The organism is Sphingomonas larreae (assembly GCF_051400595.1).
In the GTDB taxonomy this organism is placed as follows: Bacteria; Pseudomonadota; Alphaproteobacteria; order Sphingomonadales; family Sphingomonadaceae; genus Sphingomonas.
Map to the genome: position 1 here is coordinate 1488266 of NZ_JBLFFI010000001.1, position 19301 is coordinate 1507566.

Genomic DNA, 19301 nt, shown 5'->3' on the forward strand with positions numbered 1-19301 from the left:
TGCGGCACCTATAGCCGCGCACATGACTCACGACGACCCTTCCGTCGCCGCGCGACTTGGCGCGGTGCGCGACCGCATCGCGCGCGCGGCCGCCTCGGCGCGACGCGATCCCGCCGAGGTGACGCTGATCGCAGTGTCCAAGACGCATGAAGCCGCAGCGATCCGTCCGCTGCTCGCCGCGGGCGTGCGCGACTTCGGCGAGAATCGCGTACAGGAAGCGCAGGCGAAATGGCCCGCGCTCCTGACGGACTATCCGGGCGCGCGGCTTCACCTCATCGGCCAGCTCCAGTCTAACAAGGCGGCGGACGCGGTGGCGCTGGCGGACTCGATCCATTCGGTCGATCGCGAGTCGCTGATCAACGCGCTCGCCCGCGCAATCCAAAGCGCAGGACGCGCACCGTCCTGCTTCCTCCAGGTCAATATCGGTGACGAGCCGCAGAAAGGCGGCTGTGCGATCGAGGCGCTGCCGCAGCTGCTCCGCCTTGCACGCGACGCCGGTCTGCCGATTGCGGGGCTGATGTGCATTCCTCCGGCCGGACGTGACGCCGCGCCTTATTTTGCGCTCTGTGCCAAGCTCGCCCGCGAGCACGCGCTCGCCGGGCTGAGCATGGGCATGTCCGACGACGTCGACACCGCGGTGATGCTGGGCGCGACCCACGTTCGCGTCGGCTCGGCGCTGTTTGGCGCACGCGCATGAGCGTGACGCCAACCTTTGACGCGCTGCTGTTCGATTTTGACGGCGTGCTGATCGAGAGCGAGGCGAGCGGCAATCGCCACCTCGCCGATTATCTCACCGCCGCCGGTCACCCGACCTCGCCCGAGCAAGCGATGGCGATGTTCATGGGTCTGTCCGGCAGCGATTTCACGGGTGCGGTCGAGCGCTGGATCGGCCGTGCGCTACCCGACGACTTCCGCGCCGCGCGCCATGCCGAGGACGAGCGCTGCCTCGCCGAGGGCATCGACGCGGTGGCGGGCGCGGTGGCGTTCGTCCGCTCGCTGCCGGCGACGCTGCCGCGGGCGGTGGTATCGTCGAGCCGGGTACGCTGGATCCGGACGCATCTTGCGCATCTCGGGCTGCTCGACTGTTTCGGCGAGCATCTCTACTCGGGCGCGGAGCATGTCGCGCGCGGCAAGCCCGCACCGGATCTCTACTGGCATGGTGCCGCGCAGCTCGGCGTGCCGATCGAGCGCTGCGCGGTGATCGAGGATTCGCCGGTGGGTGCGACAGGGGCGGTGGCGAGCGACGCCTATGTCATCGGGCTGGTGGCGGCGTCGCATTGCGGCCCCGACCATGCCGAACGCCTGCGCGCCATCGGTGTCGACGCAATCGCGCGCGACTTCGATGAGGTGTCTGCGCTGCTCGGGCTGCGCCGCTCAAGCGGCGAGCGGGAAGCGCAACAGCCGGTCGGGTAGCGCGACCAGCGCTTCGGCGGGACCACCCGCGGCGCGAACGATCTCCGGGTGGGTCACGTCGAGCCCGCCGGTCAGCGCGCCGAACGCCGGCAGGATCAGCTTGCGCGCGGTGGCGACGAAGCAGCGCCGCGCGACCAGCTTGCCGCGCACGCGCACGCGCAGTTTGGGATGAAAATGCCCCGACAGCTCGGGACCCGCCTCGCCGCGCTCGGCCTCATGCCGGAGCACCACGCCGTCGACGAGCGCCTCGTCGGCCACCGCGCCACCACAGCGGTCGACATAACCGCGATCGTGGTTGCCGGTGATCCAGGTCCAGCAGGTCGCGCCAGTAAGCCGGGTGAGCAGCGCCCGCGCGTCCGCGGGCAGGCGATCGCACCCCGCGACATCATGGAAGCTATCACCGAGGCACCAGAGCTCGGCGGGGGCGAGCGCGTCGACCAGCGCAGCGAGATCGCTCAGCGTCGCGATCGAGTCATAGGGCGGAAGCATCTGCCCACCGCGCGCATACCAGCTCGCTTTCTCGAGGTGCAGATCCGCAACGAGCAAGGCGCGCCGCGCAGGCCAGTAAAGCGCGCCCTGCGGCAGCGCGCACCAGTCGTGACCGGCAAAGGCAAGCGCGGCGAACGGAACGGGAACCATCATGGGCCCTTGCCCGACTGCGCCCCCGCAATCAACCATTTGCATGCCCAAACCCGACGCGGGGGGCTTTGCCAGCGTTCGCCTGATGTTCTATCGATCGGCAATGCTGAGCCAGCCCGAATCCTGCCGCGACGATCCCGGCATCCTGTGCGCTGCGGATGTCGCACGCGGCGTCACCCGGATGCTGCTGCGGCACGATCTCACCGCGATCGCCGAGGTGGCGCTCGACGGCGGACGCCGCGCCGATCTGATGGCGCTCGATCCGCGCGGACAATTGGTGATCGTCGAGATCAAGGTGTCGCGCGCCGATCTGCTCGGCGATGCCAAGTGGCAGGACTATCTCGCGCATTGCGATCGCTTCTACTGGGCGGTCCCGGCCGGGTTCGACACCACGCCGATCGATGGAGCGGCGTTCCTGCCGGAGCGCACCGGCCTGATCATCGCGGATCGCTACGACGCCGCGATCGTCCGCGAAGCACGCAACGATCCGCTGGCGGCGCATGTTCGCAAACGCTGCACGCTCGCCTTCGCACGGCGTGCCGCGCGGCGCGTGATCGCGGCGCACGATCCGGACGCCGTACGGGGGTTCTGAGAGCGGGCGGGGGCCTCGAACCCCGCCGACCTCAGCCCGCGCTCACATCTTCGGCCCGGCCACCGCACGCTGCGCCTTGACCGGCGTCTCGTCGAGCACCTTGGCAATGACGGTCGCGCGCGGGTCGCGCTTGGCATAGTCGCGCGCCGACATGCCGGCGACATTGTCGGTCTGGTCGGGGTTGCCCCCTGCCGCGAGCACCGCGCGCACGAGCGCGAGATCGCGGCGCTGCACTGCGCGGATCAGCGGAGTTTCCCCGCTGCCGTCGGCAAGATTGGGGTTGGCCTTGGCGGTGGCGAGCACCTGGACCAGGTCGGGCTGTCCGCTCTGCACCGCGAGCATCATCGGCGTCTCGCCATCGCGGTCCCGCAGGTTCGGATCGGCGCCCTTGGCGAGCAGGTAGCGCAGATAGGTCGAGTCGCCGCGCTTCACCACGATATGGAGCGCGCCCTCGCCGGTGGTGACGTCGCGCGTGTTGATGATCGTCTGCCCTGGCTGGTCGAGCGTCGCGATCACCGCATTGCCGTCGCCTTTGCGGATCGCCTCGAGGAATTTGTAGCTCTGTGACTGCTGCTGCGCGGCCGCGGGAAAGGCGAGGGTGGCGCCGAGCGGGAGCAGCAGCGCGGCGGCGGGGAGCAGGCGACGGATCATGGGTCGGCGGGTCTCGCGTGGCGGGGCGGGAAGGGGTTGCGGCGAGCGCTATAACCCATCACATCTGCCGCCACCATGAACATGCGTCGTCCCCTTGCCGCCGCGCTTGCGCTCGCGCTGGCCGGCACGGTCGCGGGCTGCTCGAGCGAGCCGGCCGCGACCCCGCCGCTCGCGGGCGCGCGGATTGGCGGCGCCTTCGCGCTGACCGACCAGGACGGGCGCGCGCGCAGCGATCGCGACTTCGTCGGCCAGTACCGCACCGTCTATTTCGGCTACACCTTCTGCCCCGACGTCTGCCCCACCGACGTGCAGAACATCGCCGCCGGGCTGCGGCTGATCGAGAAGAGCGACCCGGCGCTGGCGGCGCGGATCACGCCGATCTTCGTCACGGTCGATCCCGCGCGCGACACGCCCGCGGCGCTCAAGCGCTTCGTCTCGGCGTTCCACCCGCGGCTGGTCGGGCTGACCGGTACGGCGCAGCAGATCGCCGCCGCGGCCAAGACGTTCGGCATCTATTACGCGCGCGGCAAGGGCAATGCGGACGGCTATCTGATGGACCATAGCCGCCAGATCTACCTGTTCGATCCGCAGGGTAAGCCGCTCGCGCTGCTGCCCGAGGGGCCGCCGCAGGCGATCGCGGACGAGGTGACAAAATGGGCGCATTGACCGGCCGCTTCTGGGAGGACGTGCCGCTCGACCGGCTCGACCGCGCGCAATGGGAGGCGCTGTGCGACGGCTGCGGGAAGTGCTGCCTGCACAAATTGGAGGACGAGGAGACCGGCGAGCTGATCGCCACCAACGTCGCCTGCCGGTTGCTCGATCGCCGCAGCGGACAATGTTCCAATTATCGCCATCGCCGCGCCTATGTCAGCGAGTGCGTGCGGCTGACGACCGGCAACGTCGACTCGATCGATTGGCTGCCCTCGACCTGCGCCTATCGCCTGCGCGCCAATGGCCAGCCATTGCCCGACTGGCATTATCTGGTCAGCGGCGACCGCGAGGCGGTGCACCGCGCCGGCGAGTCGGTGCGCGGCTGGACCATCAGCGAGGACGATGCGGGCGATCTCGAGCATCATATGGTCGACCGCACGCTGTGAGCCACCTGTGACCGGCGCGACCATCCCGCCGGACGCGATCGAGCTGGTGCGCAACCCGCGCGCGCGCCGCACCCGGCTGTCGTTCGACCCGACCAGCGGACGGGTGCGGCTGACGCTGCCACCGCGTGCCTCCGCCGCCAAGGCGCTGGCCTGGGCGACCGGCCAGCATGCGTGGCTGGAGTCGCAGCGCGCGCGCCTCCCCGGGGCGCGCCCCTTCGTCCCGGGCGCGATCCTGCCGGTTGACGACGCGATGCTGACGATTGACTGGTGCGCCAGCGCGCCGCGCACACCGCAGCTGGACGGCGCGCGCCTGCGCGTCGGTGGCCCGGCCCAGATGGTCGAGCGACGCGTCGCCGCCTGGCTGAAGCGGGAGGCGCTGGCGCGGCTGGGTGAGGATACGGCTTTCTACGCGACGCGAGCGGGGGTGACCGTCACCGCGGTGAGCGTCGGCGATCCGCGCGGGCGCTGGGGCAGTTGCGCGCACCACGGCGCGATCCGCTACAGCTGGCGGCTGATCCTCGCGCCACGCGACGTCCGGCGCGCGACCGCGGCGCACGAGGTCGCGCACCGCGTCCATATGGACCATTCGGCGAACTTCCACGCTTTGGTCGCCGAGCTGTTCGGCCGTGAGCCCACGGCCGAACGCGCCTGGCTACGCGCGCACGGAGCGTCGCTTCACTGGTTCGGGCGCTCGAACGCGGGGTCGCGCGGCGGCTGAGCGCGCGCACCGCGGTCGCGCGGCGGGTCGCGCTGCGGGCGTCCGGTGACCCGGTCGAGCCAGTCCTGGTCGAGCCGCTGCGCCGGCTGGGCAGGGGCGTCGCGCGGATCGGCGTCGTCCTCGGCCGCGGGATCGTCGTCGCGCGCGCGCGGCACCGGCTGGACCACCGGGCGCTCGGGGCCGAACACCGGCGCCTGTGGATCCGCCGGCGCGCCCGGCTCGAGCCCGACGCCGTCCTCGCCGACGAACGTGGCGTTGTCGGGCGCGCCGTAATAACTCTCCGCATCGGGCTCGAGCTGCGCCTCTGGCAGCGTCACCTGCGTCTCGAACTGCTCGATCGGGCGGTTGGCCACCGCCTGGCGCATGAACTGCGCAAAGGCGCGCGCCGGCGCGGTGCCGCCGTGGAGCCCGGCGATCGGCCGCGCATCGTCGCGCCCCATCCACACGCCGGTGGTCAGCCCCGAGGAGAAGCCGAGGAACCAGCCGTCCTTGCTGCTGCTGGTCGTGCCGGTCTTGCCCGCGACCGGGCGGCCGATCTGCGCCGCGCGGCCGGTGCCGGTGTTGACCGCGGTCTGGAGCAGGTCGGTCATCCCGGCGGCAACGTTGGGCGCGACCAACACATGGCTGCGATCGACCTCGTGGCGATAGATCTCCTCGCCCTCGGCGGTGACCCGCGTGATCCCGAACGGCGTCACCGCGACGCCCTTGTTGCCGACGCTGGCGAAGGCGCGGGTCATGTCGATCACGCGCACCTCCGAGGTGCCGAGCACCATCGACGGATGGGTGTTGACCGCGGTGGTGATGCCGAAGCGCCGCGCCATGTCTGCCACCGTCTGGAAGCCGACCGCATAGCCCAGCTTCGCCGCGATCGTGTTGAGCGAGTAAGCGAAGGCGGTGCGCAGCGTGACCTCGCCGGAGTAGCGGCGCGAGTCGTTGCGCGGGCTCCAGCCGTCGATCGTGACCGGCTCGTCGACCTCGCGGTCCTCCGGCGTCCGCCCCGCCTCGAGCGCGGAGAGATAGACGAACAGCTTGAACGCCGAGCCCGGCTGGCGCTGCGCCTTGGTGGCGCGATTGTAGTTCGAGCTGACGTAATCGGTGCCGCCCACCATCGCGCGGACCGAACCGTCGCGGTCGAGCGCCACCAGCGCCCCCTGCGCGCCGCCGGGCACGTTGGCGCGCACCGCCTCGTCCGCGGCGCGCTGCATCGCCGGATCGAGCGTGGTCCAAACCTCCAGCGGCTTCTCGGTCTCGTCGATCAGCAGCTCGAGCTGGGGCAGCGCCCAGTCGGTGAAATAGCGCACGCTGTTCTGCCGCGGCGCGGGCGCGAGCCGGACGTCATTGGGGTCGGCGGCGGCCGCCTGGGCCGCGGTGATGAAGCCGTTGCGCACCATCTGCTGGATCACCACCCCGGCGCGTCCGACCGCGGCCTCGGCGTCGGCGGTGGGGGAGTAATTGGAGGGCGCCTTGACAAGGCCGGCGATCACCGCCGCCTCGGTCAGGCTCAGCTGGCTCGCGCCATGGCCGAAGAACTTGCGGCTCGCGGCGTCGATGCCATAGGCGCCGCCGCCGTAATAGACCTTGTTGAGGTACAGCTCGAGGATCTGGTCCTTGCTGAACTTGCGCTCCAGCGCGAGCGCCAGGATCGCCTCACGGAACTTGCGGCCGAACTTCTTCTGGTTGTTGAGGAAGACGTTGCGCGCGAGCTGCTGCGTGATGGTCGAGCCGCCCTGCACCCAATGGCCGCGCTCGTAGCGCACCCCGACCGAGCGCGCGATGCCGATCGGATCCACTCCGAGGTGGCTGCGGAAGCGGCGGTCCTCCACCGCGATGGTGGCGTCGCGCATCACCTCGGGAATACGGTCGTAGCTGAGCCACTGGCCGTAGCTCGGCCCGAGCGACACGAGCACGCTGCCGTCGGCGGCATGGACGCGCACCATCTGCCCGTTGGGCGAGGATTTCAGCGACTCAAAGCTCGGCAGCTGCGAGCGCGCGATATACACCGCCACCACCAGCGCGCCGAACGCGAGCACCGCGAGCGCGAGCAGCGTCTTGAGCGCGACGCCGAGCCGCCGCCGCCAGGGGGATCGCGCCGGGCGCGAACGGGAGGTGCGGGAAGGGGCGCGGGCCATGGCGTCGGCGTTGCCGGATAGTGGCTTGAGCCAAGCTTAACAAGCGCGTTGGCGCGCGAGCGGCCCGTTGCGGTGATCGCGGCAGCGGCGGAGCGGCGCCGGCGAGAAGCGTGTTGCGCGCCCGCGGCGGCTGCGGCAGCCCAGTCACCGCCGCCACTGGCGCGGGCTGGCGACGCCTTGGCCGCCGGACCCGCCGGTCACGTCACTCGTGCGCCACCCGCGTCCAGCGCGCGAGCGCCTCGATCAACCCCGCCCGCGCGAGCGGCGCGAGCAGCGGCGCGGCGAGCGACGGATGTTCGGCGAGCGCGCGCACCGTTCCCGCCACCGCGAGCGGTCGCGCTGCGCGCCGGGCGAACGCCGCTTGCCACGGCATTGCCGCCGCCGCGCCGCCGTGGCGCCACGCCTCTGCCGCACTGATCCCGCTCGCGAGCGCGATCCCCATGCCCTCGCCCGCCAGAGAGGGGATCACCGCGGCCTGATCGCCGAGCCGGAACAGCCCGGCCACGCCCCTACGCGCGCGCCAGCCATAAGGCACGTTGGCGACCGCCTCGATCGTGCCGCGCGCCTCGCCGATACGCTCGCCCAGCGCGGGCGCCTCCTCCCCGAGGGCCGTCAGCAGCCGTGCCGGCGCTCCCGCTGCGGCGAGCCGCGAACGGCGCAGCGCGAGGCAGATGTTGGTGGTGCCGTCCTCCTGCCGCACCACGCCGGCATAGCCGCCGCGGAAGAGGTGGAGCTCGATCGCGTCGCCGACCAGCCGCTCGAGCGCGGGCACAGCGCCGCGGCGAAGGCGCAGGCCGAGCCACGGGTCGCGCGCGCGCGGGGCGTCGCGCGCTGCACCGCGGACATCGTGCTTGCCGCTGGCGAGGAACAAGCCGTCACCGGTCAATAACGCGCCGTCGTCGGTGCGGAGGGCGCCGCGCTCGACCGCGCGCCCCGCAACGCCGCGTTCCACCGCCGCGCCGACCGCTTCCGCCCGCGCGAGCAATAGCGCGTCGAGCCGGTGGCGCGACACACCGCGCGCCGCCGCCGGCAGCGGCGCCTCGACCATGCGCCCGCCCGCGAACAGCCGCACACGCCGCACCACCGCGTCGCCGAGCGCGTCGGGCGCGACACCGAGGCGATCGAGCGCAGCCAGCGTGCGCCAGCTGAGGAACCCGCCGCACAGCGCGTCTTTGGTCTCGCGCGTCCGCTCGATTACCAGCGGCCGGGTGCCGGCGCGCGCCAGCGTGATCGCCGCGGCGGCGCCCGCCGGCCCGCCGCCCAGGATCAGCGGTGCGCGACGCATAGCCGGAACGGGAAGGCGCGGTAGACGCGCGCGTCGGCCACCCCTGCGGCGGCGAGCAGCGGCGCCCATTCCGCCGGGCGATAGCTCCGCGCGATCGAGACATGACCGTCGTGGCGAACGATCGGGTGCCAGCCGAACGCGCGCGCGAGCACGGGCCAGACACGATAGGCGAAGGCGTGGCGGTGGAGGTCGTTGACCAGCCAGCCGACCCGCGCACTGCGCTGCATGAAGACAAGGAAGGCGACCAGCTCGTCGCACGTCATGTGATGCGCGACGAGGCTCGAGATCACCAGATCCCACGGCTCCCCCGCCAAGTCGCGATAGTCGCCGACGCGCCAATCGATCGCGCAGTCCGCCGGACTGTGTGCCGCCGCGGCGGCGCGGCTGCGCTCATTCTGGTCGATGCCGACCAGATCGAACGCGACGCCCCGTCGCTCACCCCAGCGCGCGATGCGGCGCAGCATGTCGCCGTCGCCATAACCAACGTCGAGCAGGCGGTAGCGCGCGCCGGGGCGGGCAACGCGGCGCAGGAAGGCCAGCGTCGGCCGCGCTGCAAGCGTGACGACATTGACCTTGGCGAGATCGGCGACCACCGCGGCATAGACGTCGGGGGCGAGATCGGCCGCGTCCATCAGCTCATCGGCAATCCGCCGGGTGCGCAGTGACACGGCGCTCATGGCGCGCTGCGGAAGGTGATCCCCTCCGCCGCCATGCCCGGACCAAAGGCGATCGCCACGCCCTGCGTCACCGGCGCGCCAGCAAGGATGCGCGCGAGCACGAACAGCAACGTCGCCGACGACATATTGCCGTATGCGGCGAGCACCGCGCGCGAGTCGTCGAGCGCGTCGGCGGGCAGCGCGAGCGCGCCTGCCACCGCGTCGAGGATCGAGCGGCCGCCGGCATGGACCGCCCAGCGATCGACAGTGGCGCCAGCGGTAAGCGTCGCCGCCAGGGCGGGGGAGCGTAATGCGGCGCCGAGCCGTCCCGGCACCTCGCCCGAGAGATGCATGGCGAAACCGCGATCCGTGATGTCCCAGCGGATCAGCTCGGCTGACTCCTCCAGCGCCGCAGCGAACGGGCGGTCGAGCGCCAGGCCGTGCGGCGCCGCGGTGACCAGCGCAGCGGCGGCACCGTCGCCGAACTGGAGCATCGCGAGCAATGCCTCGAGCTCGTCGCTTGCCTGGAGGTGGAGCGTCGACAGCTCGACCGTGATCACCAGCACGCGCGCGTCCGGCTCGGAGCGGACGATGTGGCGCGCGGTGCGCAGCGCCACCACCGCGGCATAGCAGCCCATGAACCCGATCAGCACGCGCTCGACCGAGGGCACCAGCCCGAGCCGGCGTGCGACGATCTGGTCGACCCCGGGCGCGACGAAGCCGGTACAGCTCGCCACCACGAGATGAGTGATACCGTCGAGCGCGACCTGCTCGGCGAGCGCCGCCACCGCGGCGAGCGCGAGCGCGGGCGCGGCCTCTGCGTAGAGCGCCATCCGCGCCGCGGTGCCGGGCAGCAGCTCGCCGGCGTAGAAACCGCCGGGCGCGACCGGGGAACCGTGCTCGCGCGGCAGCACCGACCAGCGATGCGCGATCCCCGCGCGTGCCGCCATCCGGTCGAACAGCCGCGCGGCGCGTGGTGGCAGACGCGCGCGGGCCCAGTCGACGAACGTGTCATGGATGTCGTGCGTCGGCGTCGCGGTGCCGATCGCGTGAAGATACGCGCTACTGGTCATGCGAGAGGTGCAACGCGCCAGACCGGCGCTCGGCGCCACCCGGTGGCGACGCCTCGTCGCAGGCCTGCCGGCCCGCGGGTTCCGCGCTCAGGCGGGAAAGTGGTGCGGTCGAGAAGACTCGAACTTCCACGTCCTTTCGGACACAACGACCTCAACGTTGCGCGTCTACCAATTCCGCCACGACCGCACGTGATGTCCACCGGGCAGGCCCGGCGGTTGGCAGGAGCGGGCCCCTAGCAAAGCCTCCGCGGGCTGGCAACGCTGTTTCTTTGCGGAGGTACGGAAATCGTCGCCGCCCGGCCGCGATCGCGCCGGCGACGGCGCCATCTCAGCTGTCCTCGCCGACGAAGCTGAGATCGAGCCGCTTCGACGAGGCGGGCACGTCGACCTGCGCCGAGTTGAAGTCGAGCGCGCCGTTGGGCAGCAAGGTGCGCTGCTGCGGCGTGATCGTCCAGCTGAACACGATCTTGCCCTGCGCGTCGCGCAGGTCCGCGCGGATGTCGGGAACGCGCTGGCGCGTCGGCGAGGGATTGGTGATCTGCCCGCTGACCGCGAACAGCTCGGAGCCGTTGGCCATCTTGCGACGCTCGATCGGATGGTCGACGATCCGCAGCGGCAGCTCGGCCGGCCCGATCGCGAGCCCAACCTGCTGCGCGAGCCCGGGCGCGGTGGTCCATAGGATCACCGCCACCGCCGCCAGCATCAGCAGCCCGGCGGCAAGACTGGCGAGCGTGCGAATGCGCGCGGTGTTGCGTGCCGGGCGGAACGGCGGCCGGTGCGCGAAGGCGTCATAGCCTGGCGATACGGCGGAGGGTTCGGGATCCGCCTCGAACACCACGGGTGCGACGATCGGCGGCGGCGGCGAAGGGGTAAGCGGCGCGGCGGCAACCTCGGGTTCCGGCGGCGCGTCGACCGGATCGGACGCGGCCTCCACGGGAGCGAAGGTGATCTCCGCCTCCTCCTCGTCTGGCAGCGCCTCCTGCGGTTCCTGGTACCAGCTGTGCCGGCAGTTGGCGCAGCGCACCGTGCGACCGGTGGCGCCGACCGTGCCATCCGGCACCAGATAGCGCGCGCGGCATTCGGGACATTCGATGATCATGGCGGGCCACCGGCAGGAACTAAGCGCGATTCTAAGCACGTGCGTGCCACCTGAGGCAAGCGGCCCGTCGCCTGCTTGATGCGCGGCGGCACGCGTGCGATGGCGGGCGCCAGCGATGCGAAGGCGAGAGGTGGTGAGCGGCCGGGTGGCGGGGATCGTCCAGTTCGAGAATGTCGGGCTGCGTTACGGCCAGGGCGAGGAGGTGCTGCGCGACGTCAGCTTCGCGCTCGCGCCCGGCGAATTCTATTTCCTCACCGGGGCGAGCGGCGCGGGCAAGACCTCGCTGCTGAGCCTGCTCTATCTCGCGCAACGGCCCAGCCGCGGCATCATCCGGCTGTTCGGCGAAGACGTAGTGACGCTGGCACGTGCGCGCATGCCCGCGTTCCGACGCCGCATCGGCGTGGTGTATCAGGACTTCCGGCTCGTGCCCCACCTCAGCATCGCGGACAATGTCGGGTTGCCGCTGCGGATCGCCGGTGCGGACGAGCGCGACGTCGGCGAGGCGGTGCGCGAGATGCTCGCCTGGGTCGGGCTGACCCACCGCGCCGAGGCGCGCCCGGCGACGCTGTCGGGCGGCGAGCAGCAGCGCGTCGCGATCGCGCGCGCGGTGGTCGCCCGCCCCGAGCTGCTGCTCGCCGACGAACCCACCGGCAACGTCGACGAAGCCATGGCGGACCGGCTGATGCAGCTGTTCGCCTCGCTTAACGGGCTCGGCACTACCGTGGTGGTCGCGACGCACGATCCGCAGCTGCTCCGCCGAGTCAGGGCGGCGCAGCTGATGCGGCTGGCGGACGGGCGGCTGCTCGATCCGACCGGCGCGCTGCGCGTCCCGCCCGCGCGCGTGAGCATGGCATGAGCGCGGCGACCGCCCGCGTGCTCGACCAGTCGCGCACCGGCCGCGCGATGACGGGCGTGCTGGCGATCATGCTGTTCCTCACCTTGCTCGCCGCGGCGGCGGGGCTCGGCGCGGCGCGCGGCGCCAGCGCGCTGGGCGCGCAGCTCGCCGCGCGCGCGACGGTGCAGCTGACCGACGCCGACCCGGCCGCGCGCGTCGCCGCCGCGCATCGCGCGCTCGCCGCGCTACGCGCTTCCCCGGCGGTGGCGAGCGCGCGCGCGGTGCCTCGCGCCGAACTGGCGCGGCTCGTCGCGCCGTGGCTCGGCGCCGCCGCGGACGATCCCGATCTGGCCATGCCCGAGCTGATCGACGTCGAACTCGCCTCCGGCCCCGACACGCTGGCGCGCGCCCGCGCCGCGGTGGCGGCGGTTGCGCCCGCGGCGGTGATCGACGCTCACGGCGCGACCGTGGCGCCGCTCGCCCGACTGCTGCGCACCGCGGCGACGCTCGCGGCGGCGGCGGTGCTGCTGATGGTGGGCGCGAGCGCCGCGGTGGTGGTGCTCGCCGCGCGCGCCGGGCTGGAGACCCATCGCGCCACGATCGCCGTGATGCACGCGCTCGGCGCCACCGACGCGCAGGTGGCACAGCTGTTCGAGCGTCGCGTCGCGCGCGACGCCGCGGTGGCCGCGCTGGCCGGAACGATCGGCGCGGCGCTGGTGGCGGCGCTGCTCGCGCGCGCGCTCGCCGCGGACACGGCGGCGACATCGTTCGCGCTCGCGGGCGCGATGGCGCCGGGTGCTGCCGGCTGGTGGACGCTTGCGACGCTGCCGTTCGCGTTCGTGCTGTTCGCGGCGCTGGTGGCGCGCCGGGCGGTGACGCGCGCGCTGGAGCGGACGCTATGATCAAGCGGCTGGTCGCACTGGCGCTGCTCGGCTGGGCGCTGGGATTCGCCGCCTTCATGCTGGCGCTGCCCGGCACGCCCGCGGCGACGCTGCGGACCGACGCGATCGTGGTGCCGACCGGCGCCGCCGGGCGGATCGCGCGCGGGCTCGAGCTGCTCGAGCAGAAGCGTGCGCGGCGCATGCTGGTGACCGGCACGGCCCCGGGGGTGACGCGCGCCGACCTCGCGCGGATCAGCGGGCATGCCGCCACCTTCGCCTGCTGCGTCGACCTCGGCGCCGAGGCGGTCGACACGCGCGGCAACGCCGAGGAGACCGCCGCCTGGGTCAAGACGCACGGCTATCGTTCGATCCGGCTGGTCACGTCGGACTGGCACGCGCGTCGCGCCGCGCTCGAACTCGCCGCCTCGCTCGGCGGCGAGGTCAGCGTGGCGGTGGAGGGTGTGCCGAGCGAGCCGACGCTGGCGCAGGCGATCAACGAATATAACAAGCTGCTGCTGCGGGCGGCGGTGCTGGGGTGGGAGCGGGTGAGACGGTGAACGCGCTTAGGTCGTGGCTTTTCCGGCTGGTGTTCTACGCCGGCTCGGTGCCGATCGTGGTGGTGGTGCCGATCGTGGCGCTGTTCGGACAGCGCGCGATGATCCCCTATGCGCATGTCTGGTCCTATTACCATCGCTGGGCGGCGGCGACCTTCCTCGGCGTGCGGACGCGGCTGGAGGGCGAGCTGCCGACCGGCCCGGTGCTCTATGCGGTCAAGCACGAGGCGATGTACGAGACCGTGGAGTTGCAGCCGCTGCTGCGCGGACCGGCGGTGGTGCTCAAGCGCGAGCTGTGGCGCATCCCATTCTGGGGCTATGCGACACGGGTGTACGGCGCGATCCCGGTGGATCGCGATGCCTCGGCCAGCGCGCTGCGCCAGATGGTGCGGGACGCGCAGGTGGCGCGCGCGGCGCAGCGATCGGTGATCGTCTATCCCGAGGGCACGCGTGTGCCGCACGGCGAGGCGCCGCCGCTGCGATCGGGTTTTGCTGGCCTGTACAAGGCCCTGGGCTATCCAGTGGTGCCGATCGCGCTCGACAGCGGGCGGTTGGGGCTGCGCGGCGGCACGGTGACGCCGGGCGAGGTGACGATGCGGCTCGGTGAGCCGATCCCGCCGGGGCTGCCCCGCCGCGAGATCGAGGCGCGCGTGCACGCGGCGATCAATGCGCTGAATACGGATTGAGGGTTGTCGTGCTCCTGCGCAAGCAGGAGCCCAGCGTCGCGAGCGTGCCGGCACTGGCGTCATCCTGAGCTCGTCTCGGGATCCAGTGGCGCGCACATCAGGGGTTCCCAGATGAGCCGCCCGGTGAATGCTGAACCGAGTTCAGCATGATGCCAGCGCGGTGAAGGGGGCTCCTTAGTCGTGCCGGCGCCCGAAATCGGCGGCGGCGTCATCCTGCCCCTGGTCGACGATCGAGCGTCGGATCGCGCGCGTCCGCGCGAAACGGTCGTGCAGCGCGTCGCCGTCACCCCAGCGGATCGCGCGCTGCAACTGGCTGAGATCCTCGCTGAAGCGCTGGAGCATCTCCAGCACCGCCTCCTTGTTGGCGAGAAAGACGTCGCGCCACATCACGGGGTCCGAAGCCGCGATGCGGGTGAAGTCGCGGAAGCCGCCGGCGGAGAATTTGATCACCTCCGACTCGGTAACCTGGCCGAGATCGTCCGCGGTGCCGACGATCGTATAGGCAATCAGATGCGGCAGGTGGCTCGTCACTGCCAGAACGCGGTCATGGTGGTCGGGGGCCATCCGCTCGACGTCCGCCCCGAGGCGGCGCCAGAACTCCCCGACCCGTGCCACCGCGAGCGGGTCGCTCTCGGCCAGCGGCGTGACGATGCACCAGCGCCCGCGGAACAGCGAGGCGAAGCCCGCCTCGGGGCCGCTCTGCTCGGTGCCCGCGACCGGGTGCGCGGGCACGACGCGTTCGGGCGGCAGCACCGCGGCGAGCGCCTGTGCCACCGCGGTCTTGCAGCTGCCGACGTCGCTGACGACCGCGTCGGCGGGCAGCTCCTCCGCGATCTCGGCGGCGACCGTGGCCATCGCGCCGACCGGCACGCACAGGATGACGAGATCGGCGTCCGTCACCGCCGCAGAGGCGCTGTCGGCGACGTCGTCGACCAGGTCGATCCGCCGCGCGGTGTCGCGCACCTCGGCGCTGGCGTCATGCCCGGTGAGCCGCACCGTCGGTAGATACTGGCGCACGGCGCGCGCCACCGACGAGCCGATCAGCCCGAGCCCGATGACGGCGACCCGGCTGAACGGCAGCATCAGCCGCGCTCGATCCCGGCGTCGGCCGGCTCGGCGTGCGTCGGGGCGGCGCCGCGCTCGACCAGGACGCGCAGCGCCGCCGCGACGCCGCGCGTCTCGTCCTCGGTGCCGACGGTGATGCGCAATCCCTGCGCGAGACCCTGGCCGGGCAGCCAGCGGACGATATAGCCTGCGTCCATCAGTCCCTTGTAGGCGGTCTCCGCGGTCAGCGCGCCCTCGAACACCACCAGCACGAAGTTCGCCTTGCTCGGAATCGCGCGCAGACCAGCGTTGCCGAGCTTGGCGATCTCGTCGGCGAACCAATCGCGCCACGTCGCATTGTGCGCGCGCGTATGCGCGACGAAGCCGCGGTCCTCGATCGCGGCGACCGCCGCGCGCTGCCCGCCGATCGTCATGTTGAACGGCAGCCGGATGCGGTGCAGCGCCTGGACGATGTCGGCATGCGCATAGCCCCAGCCGATCCGCTCCGCGGCGAGCCCGTGGATCTTGGAGAAGGTGCGCGTCACCAGCACGTTGGGCGCGGTCGCGGCGAGGTCGAGGCCGCCGTCGTCGTCCGCGTCGGCGAGATATTCGGCATAGGCCTGGTCGAGCACCAGCAGCACCGACGGTGGCAGAGCGGCGTGGAGCCGCGCGATCTCGGCGCGCGGCGCGAAGGTGCCGGTCGGGTTGTTGGGATTGGCGACGTAGACGACGCGCGTGCGCTCGGTAACGCAGGCGAGGATCGAGTCGACGTCAGTGGCATAGTCGCGGTCGGGCGCGATCACCGGGGTGGCGCCGACGCGCCGTGCCGCGATCTCGTACACCGCGAACCCGTAGCGGACGAAGATCACCTCGTCGCCCGGTCCGGCGAAGGCGCCCGCGGCGAGATGGAGGATCTCGTCCGAACCGTTGCCGTAGATGATCCGCGCGGGATCGAGCCCGAAGCGCGCCGCGATCGCCTCCCGCACGATCGCGCCGCTGGCGTCGGGATAGCGCTCGAGCGAGTCGGCGGCCGAGGCGAAGGCGGCGCGCGCCGCGGGCGAGGTGCCGAGCGGGTTCTCGTTCGAGCTGAGCTTGGCGACCTTGCGCCCGTCATCGGTGGTGGAGCGCCCCGGAACGTAGGGGGCGATGTCCATGATCCAGGCTTTGGGGCGGGGCGCGTCACTCATGCGCGATCGGGTAGCCGGTGTGAGGCGGCTGGGGAAGAGGGCGGGGCGTCACAGCTCCTGCCGCACCTGCGCGTGCGCGAGCAGCGCGAACAGCCCGGTGCCGCCGATCACGTTGCCGATCAGCGCGGGGAGGATCAGCCCGCCCAGCGCCTGCGCGAACGAGACCTCGCCCGCGAAGGCGAGCAGCCATGCCTCGCCCGAGCCGGCGACGACGTGCGCGAAGCCGCCGAGCGCGATGAAATAGGTGAGCAGGAACACCACCCAGAACTCCTGGCCGCGCGACGAGGGCAGCGCCCAGGGCACCGCCGCGATCAGGAAGCCGGCCGGCACGCCGAGCCGCACCGTCGCCCACCAGTCGTGCGCGAGCAGCTCGCGCGCGGTCTCCAGCATCGCCGCACCGCCCTCGGGCGAGCCGATCAGGCGATAATGGACCAGCCCCGCCACCAGTAAGGTGCCGAGCAGGTTGGTGCCAAGCACCAGCGCCCACAGCCGCAGCAGCCGCGCGAGATTGCCGAGGCTCGGGTGGGTGGCGACCGGGATCACCGCAGAGAGCGTGCTCTCGGTGAACAGCTGGAGCCGACCAAGGATCACGACGAGAAAGCCGAGCGTGTAGCCGATGCTGGTGACCAGCGGCGCCCAGCCGGCCGCGGGCAGATCACGCGCGATCAGCGACTTGCCCAGCACCGACGCGCTGATCGCGACGCCCCCCGCCAACCCCGACCACACCAGCGACCAGCTTGGCCGCTCGAGCTCCTCGTCGCCGGCGCGGCGGATCACCTCGTGGATCACGCGCGCGCTCGCCGCCTGGCGCCGCTCCACCGCCGCGCGCTCGCCCGGCGAGAGGTCGATGTCGCGCTCGCGCGCCGCGGCGTCGTCCGCCATGTCGAAACCCTCCCACGCCGAGAGCGGCGTCTGCCGCCCTCAACGCGGTGCGCCGTTGCCGGGTCCGGCTCGACTTGGGCACGGCGGCGCGGGTAAGGGCTCGGGCTCGATGCTCACCACGCCCGCCTCGCTCGACCAACGCTTTGGCCTGTCGCGTCACGTCGTGCTGCCGGGCCCGCTGCGGCTCGACGGCGGCGCGCTGCTCGCGCCGGTCGAGATCGCCTATGAGACATACGGCACGCTCGCGCCTGACGGCGGCAATGCGCTGCTGATCTGCCACGCGCTCACCGGCGACCACCACGTTGCCTCGGCGCATCCGCGCACTGGCAAGCCGGGCTGGTGGCAGCGCATGGTCGGCCCCGGTCGCCCGATCGACACCGATCGTTTTTTCGTGATCTGCGCCAACGTGCTCGGCAGCTGCATGGGCTCGTCCGGCCCGGCGAGCGCGGATCCCACCACCGGGCGGCCCTATGCCATGACCTTTCCGGTCATCACGATCCGCGACATGGTGCGCGCGCAGGCGCTGCTGCTCGACCATCTCGGCGTGGCAAGGCTCGCCGCCGTGGTCGGCGGATCGATGGGCGGGATGCAGGCGCTGAGCTGGGCGGCGACCTTTCCGGAGCGGATCGACGCCTGCCTCGTCATCGCCTCCACCGCGCGCCACACCGCGCAGAACATCGCCTTCCACGAGGTCGGGCGGCAGGCGATCATGGCCGACCCGAACTGGCAGAACGGCGATTATTACGACGGCGCCCCGCCCGCCGCGGGCCTGGCGGTGGCGCGCATGGCAGCGCACATCACCTATCTGTCCGAGGCGGGGCTGACCGAGAAGTTCGGCCGCCGGCTGCAGGCGCGCGAGCAGAAGTCGTTCGGCTTCGACGCTGACTTCCAGGTGGAGAGCTACCTGCGCCACCAGGGACTGGCCTTCACTGACCGGTTCGACGCCAACTCCTATCTCTACATCACCCGCGCGATGGACTATTTCGACCTTGCGGAGGAACATGGCGGGCTGCTCGCCCACGCCTTTCGCACCGCGCGCGCGCGCTTCTGCCTCGTCAGCTTCGACACCGACTGGCTGTATCCCACCGCCGAGTCGCGCGCGATCGTCCAGGCGCTGGTGGCGGCACGCGCGCCCGCCAGCTTTGTCGAACTGTCGAGCCCCTATGGTCATGACGCCTTCCTGCTCGACTCGCCCGAGCTCGACCGCGTGATCGGCGGCTTCCTCGGGACCGGCGCATGAGCCTTCGCCCCGATCTCGCGATCATCGCCGCGCACGTGCCACCGGGCGCGCGCGTGCTCGACGTCGGCTGCGGCGACGGCGAGCTGATGAAGGCGCTGCGTGACTCGAAGGGAGTGGACGCGCGCGGGCTCGAGCTTGACCCGCGCAATGTCGCCGCGGCGGTGTCGCGCGGACTGTCGGTGATCCAGGGCGACGCCGACACCGATCTCGCCGGCTACCCCGACCAGAGCTTCGATTACGCCATATTGAGCCAGACGCTCCAGACCGCGCGCGCGCCAGACCGCGTGCTCGACGAGCTGTTGCGGATCGGGCGCCATGCCTTCGTCAGCTTCCCCAATTTCGCCCACTGGCGGGTGCGGCTGTCGCTCCTGTGGGGCGGGCGAATGCCGGTGACGCGGCTGCTGCCCGAGCGCTGGTATGACACGCCCAACATCCACCATCTCACTATCGACGACTTTCGCGCGCATCTCGCCGAATGCGGCGTGGCCACCCAGAACGCCTGGTTCCTGTCCGGGGACAAGCGCACCGGCAGCGCGGCCGCCAATTTCCTCGCCGAACATGCCGTCTTCCTGTTGCGCCGGAACCGACCGGATTGATCGGGGTTAACCGGAACCAAGATCGCAACGGAGCCTACCCGCCC

General features: G+C 71.9%; 22 protein-coding genes and 1 tRNA gene. 12 read left to right on the top strand and 11 right to left on the bottom strand.

The window, feature by feature from the left end; all coding sequences use genetic code 11:
• Window positions 1-22: 22 nt before the first annotated feature.
• Together ACMGDM_RS06790 and ACMGDM_RS06795 are read left to right on the top strand one after the other, a co-directional pair.
• Entirely contained in the window at window positions 23-697 is a 675-nt protein-coding gene (locus ACMGDM_RS06790) for a YggS family pyridoxal phosphate-dependent enzyme (RefSeq protein WP_436803335.1), read from the top strand.
• Window positions 694-1413 carry an HAD family hydrolase gene (locus ACMGDM_RS06795; RefSeq protein ID WP_436803336.1) on the top strand — a complete coding sequence of 240 codons (720 nt, stop codon included), beginning with the start codon at window positions 694-696 and terminating at the stop codon, window positions 1411-1413. The genes ACMGDM_RS06790 and ACMGDM_RS06795 overlap by 4 nt, the downstream gene beginning before the upstream one ends.
• Here the strand turns inward: ACMGDM_RS06795 and pdeM are convergent.
• Window positions 1375-2055 (bottom strand): ligase-associated DNA damage response endonuclease PdeM, encoded by a 681-nt coding sequence (pdeM, locus tag ACMGDM_RS06800; protein WP_436803337.1) that lies wholly within the window; start codon window positions 2053-2055, stop codon window positions 1375-1377. The two genes, ACMGDM_RS06795 and pdeM, sit on opposite strands and share 39 nt — an antisense overlap.
• Before the next feature lie 100 nt (window positions 2056-2155).
• On the opposite strand from pdeM, the gene ACMGDM_RS06805 reads away from it, so the two are divergent.
• Window positions 2156-2644 (top strand): MmcB family DNA repair protein, encoded by a 489-nt coding sequence (locus tag ACMGDM_RS06805; protein WP_436803636.1) that lies wholly within the window; start codon window positions 2156-2158, stop codon window positions 2642-2644.
• Window positions 2645-2686: 42 nt separating this feature from the next.
• On the opposite strand, the gene ACMGDM_RS06810 is transcribed toward ACMGDM_RS06805, so the two are convergent.
• Window positions 2687-3295 carry an ankyrin repeat domain-containing protein gene (locus ACMGDM_RS06810; RefSeq protein ID WP_436803338.1) on the bottom strand — a complete coding sequence of 203 codons (609 nt, stop codon included), beginning with the start codon at window positions 3293-3295 and terminating at the stop codon, window positions 2687-2689.
• Window positions 3296-3370: 75 nt separating this feature from the next.
• Here ACMGDM_RS06810 and ACMGDM_RS06815 point away from each other — a divergent pair, with 75 nt between their 5' ends.
• From ACMGDM_RS06815 to ACMGDM_RS06825, 3 genes are read left to right on the top strand one after another with little or no spacing between them, the layout of a single operon-like run.
• A complete protein-coding gene (locus ACMGDM_RS06815) occupies window positions 3371-3961 on the top strand; it encodes an SCO family protein (protein ID WP_436803339.1) in 591 nt (196 codons plus the stop codon).
• Entirely contained in the window at window positions 3949-4392 is a 444-nt protein-coding gene (locus ACMGDM_RS06820; RefSeq protein WP_436803340.1) for a YcgN family cysteine cluster protein, read from the top strand. Before ACMGDM_RS06815 ends, ACMGDM_RS06820 begins: the two co-directional genes overlap by 13 nt.
• A 7-nt stretch (window positions 4393-4399) precedes the next feature.
• Window positions 4400-5110 (top strand): M48 family metallopeptidase, encoded by a 711-nt coding sequence (locus ACMGDM_RS06825; protein WP_436803341.1) that lies wholly within the window; start codon window positions 4400-4402, stop codon window positions 5108-5110.
• Here ACMGDM_RS06825 and ACMGDM_RS06830 read toward each other — a convergent pair.
• From ACMGDM_RS06830 to ACMGDM_RS06855, 6 genes are all read right to left on the bottom strand, one after another.
• A complete protein-coding gene (locus ACMGDM_RS06830) occupies window positions 5068-7239 on the bottom strand; it encodes a transglycosylase domain-containing protein (protein ID WP_436803342.1) in 2172 nt (723 codons plus the stop codon). The genes ACMGDM_RS06825 and ACMGDM_RS06830 overlap by 43 nt on opposite strands.
• 202 nt (window positions 7240-7441) lie before the next feature.
• Window positions 7442-8524, bottom strand: coding sequence for an NAD(P)/FAD-dependent oxidoreductase (locus ACMGDM_RS06835; protein ID WP_436803343.1), 1083 nt, complete (start codon window positions 8522-8524; stop codon window positions 7442-7444).
• Window positions 8506-9201 carry a methyltransferase domain-containing protein gene (locus ACMGDM_RS06840; RefSeq protein ID WP_436803344.1) on the bottom strand — a complete coding sequence of 232 codons (696 nt, stop codon included), beginning with the start codon at window positions 9199-9201 and terminating at the stop codon, window positions 8506-8508. Before ACMGDM_RS06840 ends, ACMGDM_RS06835 begins: the two co-directional genes overlap by 19 nt.
• Window positions 9198-10253, bottom strand: a complete 1056-nt coding sequence (locus ACMGDM_RS06845; protein WP_436803345.1) for a type III polyketide synthase — start codon at window positions 10251-10253, stop codon at window positions 9198-9200. The genes ACMGDM_RS06840 and ACMGDM_RS06845 overlap by 4 nt, the downstream gene beginning before the upstream one ends.
• 100 nt (window positions 10254-10353) lie before the next feature.
• Window positions 10354-10440 (bottom strand) — tRNA-Leu (locus ACMGDM_RS06850).
• A 141-nt stretch (window positions 10441-10581) separates the two neighbouring features.
• Window positions 10582-11352, bottom strand: coding sequence for a zinc-ribbon domain-containing protein (locus tag ACMGDM_RS06855; protein ID WP_436803346.1), 771 nt, complete (start codon window positions 11350-11352; stop codon window positions 10582-10584).
• 145 nt (window positions 11353-11497) lie between these two features.
• Here ACMGDM_RS06855 and ftsE point away from each other — a divergent pair, with 145 nt between their 5' ends.
• The 4 genes from ftsE to ACMGDM_RS06875 are packed head-to-tail and all read left to right on the top strand — an operon-like array spanning window position 11498 to window position 14308.
• Window positions 11498-12208, top strand: a complete 711-nt coding sequence (ftsE, locus tag ACMGDM_RS06860) for a cell division ATP-binding protein FtsE (protein WP_436803637.1) — start codon at window positions 11498-11500, stop codon at window positions 12206-12208.
• On the top strand, window positions 12205-13089 hold the full coding sequence (locus ACMGDM_RS06865) for an FtsX-like permease family protein (protein ID WP_436803347.1): 885 nt from the start codon (window positions 12205-12207) through the stop codon (window positions 13087-13089). The genes ftsE and ACMGDM_RS06865 overlap by 4 nt, the downstream gene beginning before the upstream one ends.
• On the top strand, window positions 13086-13625 hold the full coding sequence (locus tag ACMGDM_RS06870) for a YdcF family protein (protein WP_436803348.1): 540 nt from the start codon (window positions 13086-13088) through the stop codon (window positions 13623-13625). Before ACMGDM_RS06865 ends, ACMGDM_RS06870 begins: the two co-directional genes overlap by 4 nt.
• Window positions 13622-14308: a lysophospholipid acyltransferase family protein gene (locus ACMGDM_RS06875; protein WP_436803349.1), complete on the top strand. Its 687-nt coding sequence runs from the start codon at window positions 13622-13624 to the stop codon at window positions 14306-14308. Before ACMGDM_RS06870 ends, ACMGDM_RS06875 begins: the two co-directional genes overlap by 4 nt.
• A gap of 174 nt (window positions 14309-14482) precedes the next feature.
• Here ACMGDM_RS06875 and ACMGDM_RS06880 read toward each other — a convergent pair whose 3' ends face one another.
• The 3 genes from ACMGDM_RS06880 to ACMGDM_RS06890 form a co-directional block, all read right to left on the bottom strand.
• Window positions 14483-15391, bottom strand: coding sequence for a prephenate/arogenate dehydrogenase family protein (locus ACMGDM_RS06880; protein ID WP_436803350.1), 909 nt, complete (start codon window positions 15389-15391; stop codon window positions 14483-14485).
• On the bottom strand, window positions 15391-16506 hold the full coding sequence (gene hisC, locus ACMGDM_RS06885; RefSeq protein WP_436803351.1) for a histidinol-phosphate transaminase: 1116 nt from the start codon (window positions 16504-16506) through the stop codon (window positions 15391-15393). The genes ACMGDM_RS06880 and hisC overlap by 1 nt, the downstream gene beginning before the upstream one ends.
• 81 nt (window positions 16507-16587) lie before the next feature.
• The gene (locus tag ACMGDM_RS06890; RefSeq protein WP_436803352.1) at window positions 16588-17421 is read right to left on the bottom strand and encodes a formate/nitrite transporter family protein; all 834 of its coding nucleotides are present in this window, start codon (window positions 17419-17421) and stop codon (window positions 16588-16590) included.
• A 109-nt stretch (window positions 17422-17530) separates the two neighbouring features.
• Between ACMGDM_RS06890 and metX the strand changes: the two genes are divergently transcribed.
• Window positions 17531-18661, top strand: coding sequence for a homoserine O-acetyltransferase MetX (metX, locus tag ACMGDM_RS06895; protein WP_436803353.1), 1131 nt, complete (start codon window positions 17531-17533; stop codon window positions 18659-18661).
• Window positions 18658-19257 carry a methionine biosynthesis protein MetW gene (gene metW / locus ACMGDM_RS06900; RefSeq protein WP_436803354.1) on the top strand — a complete coding sequence of 200 codons (600 nt, stop codon included), beginning with the start codon at window positions 18658-18660 and terminating at the stop codon, window positions 19255-19257. The genes metX and metW overlap by 4 nt, the downstream gene beginning before the upstream one ends.
• Window positions 19258-19301: the final 44 nt, after the last annotated feature.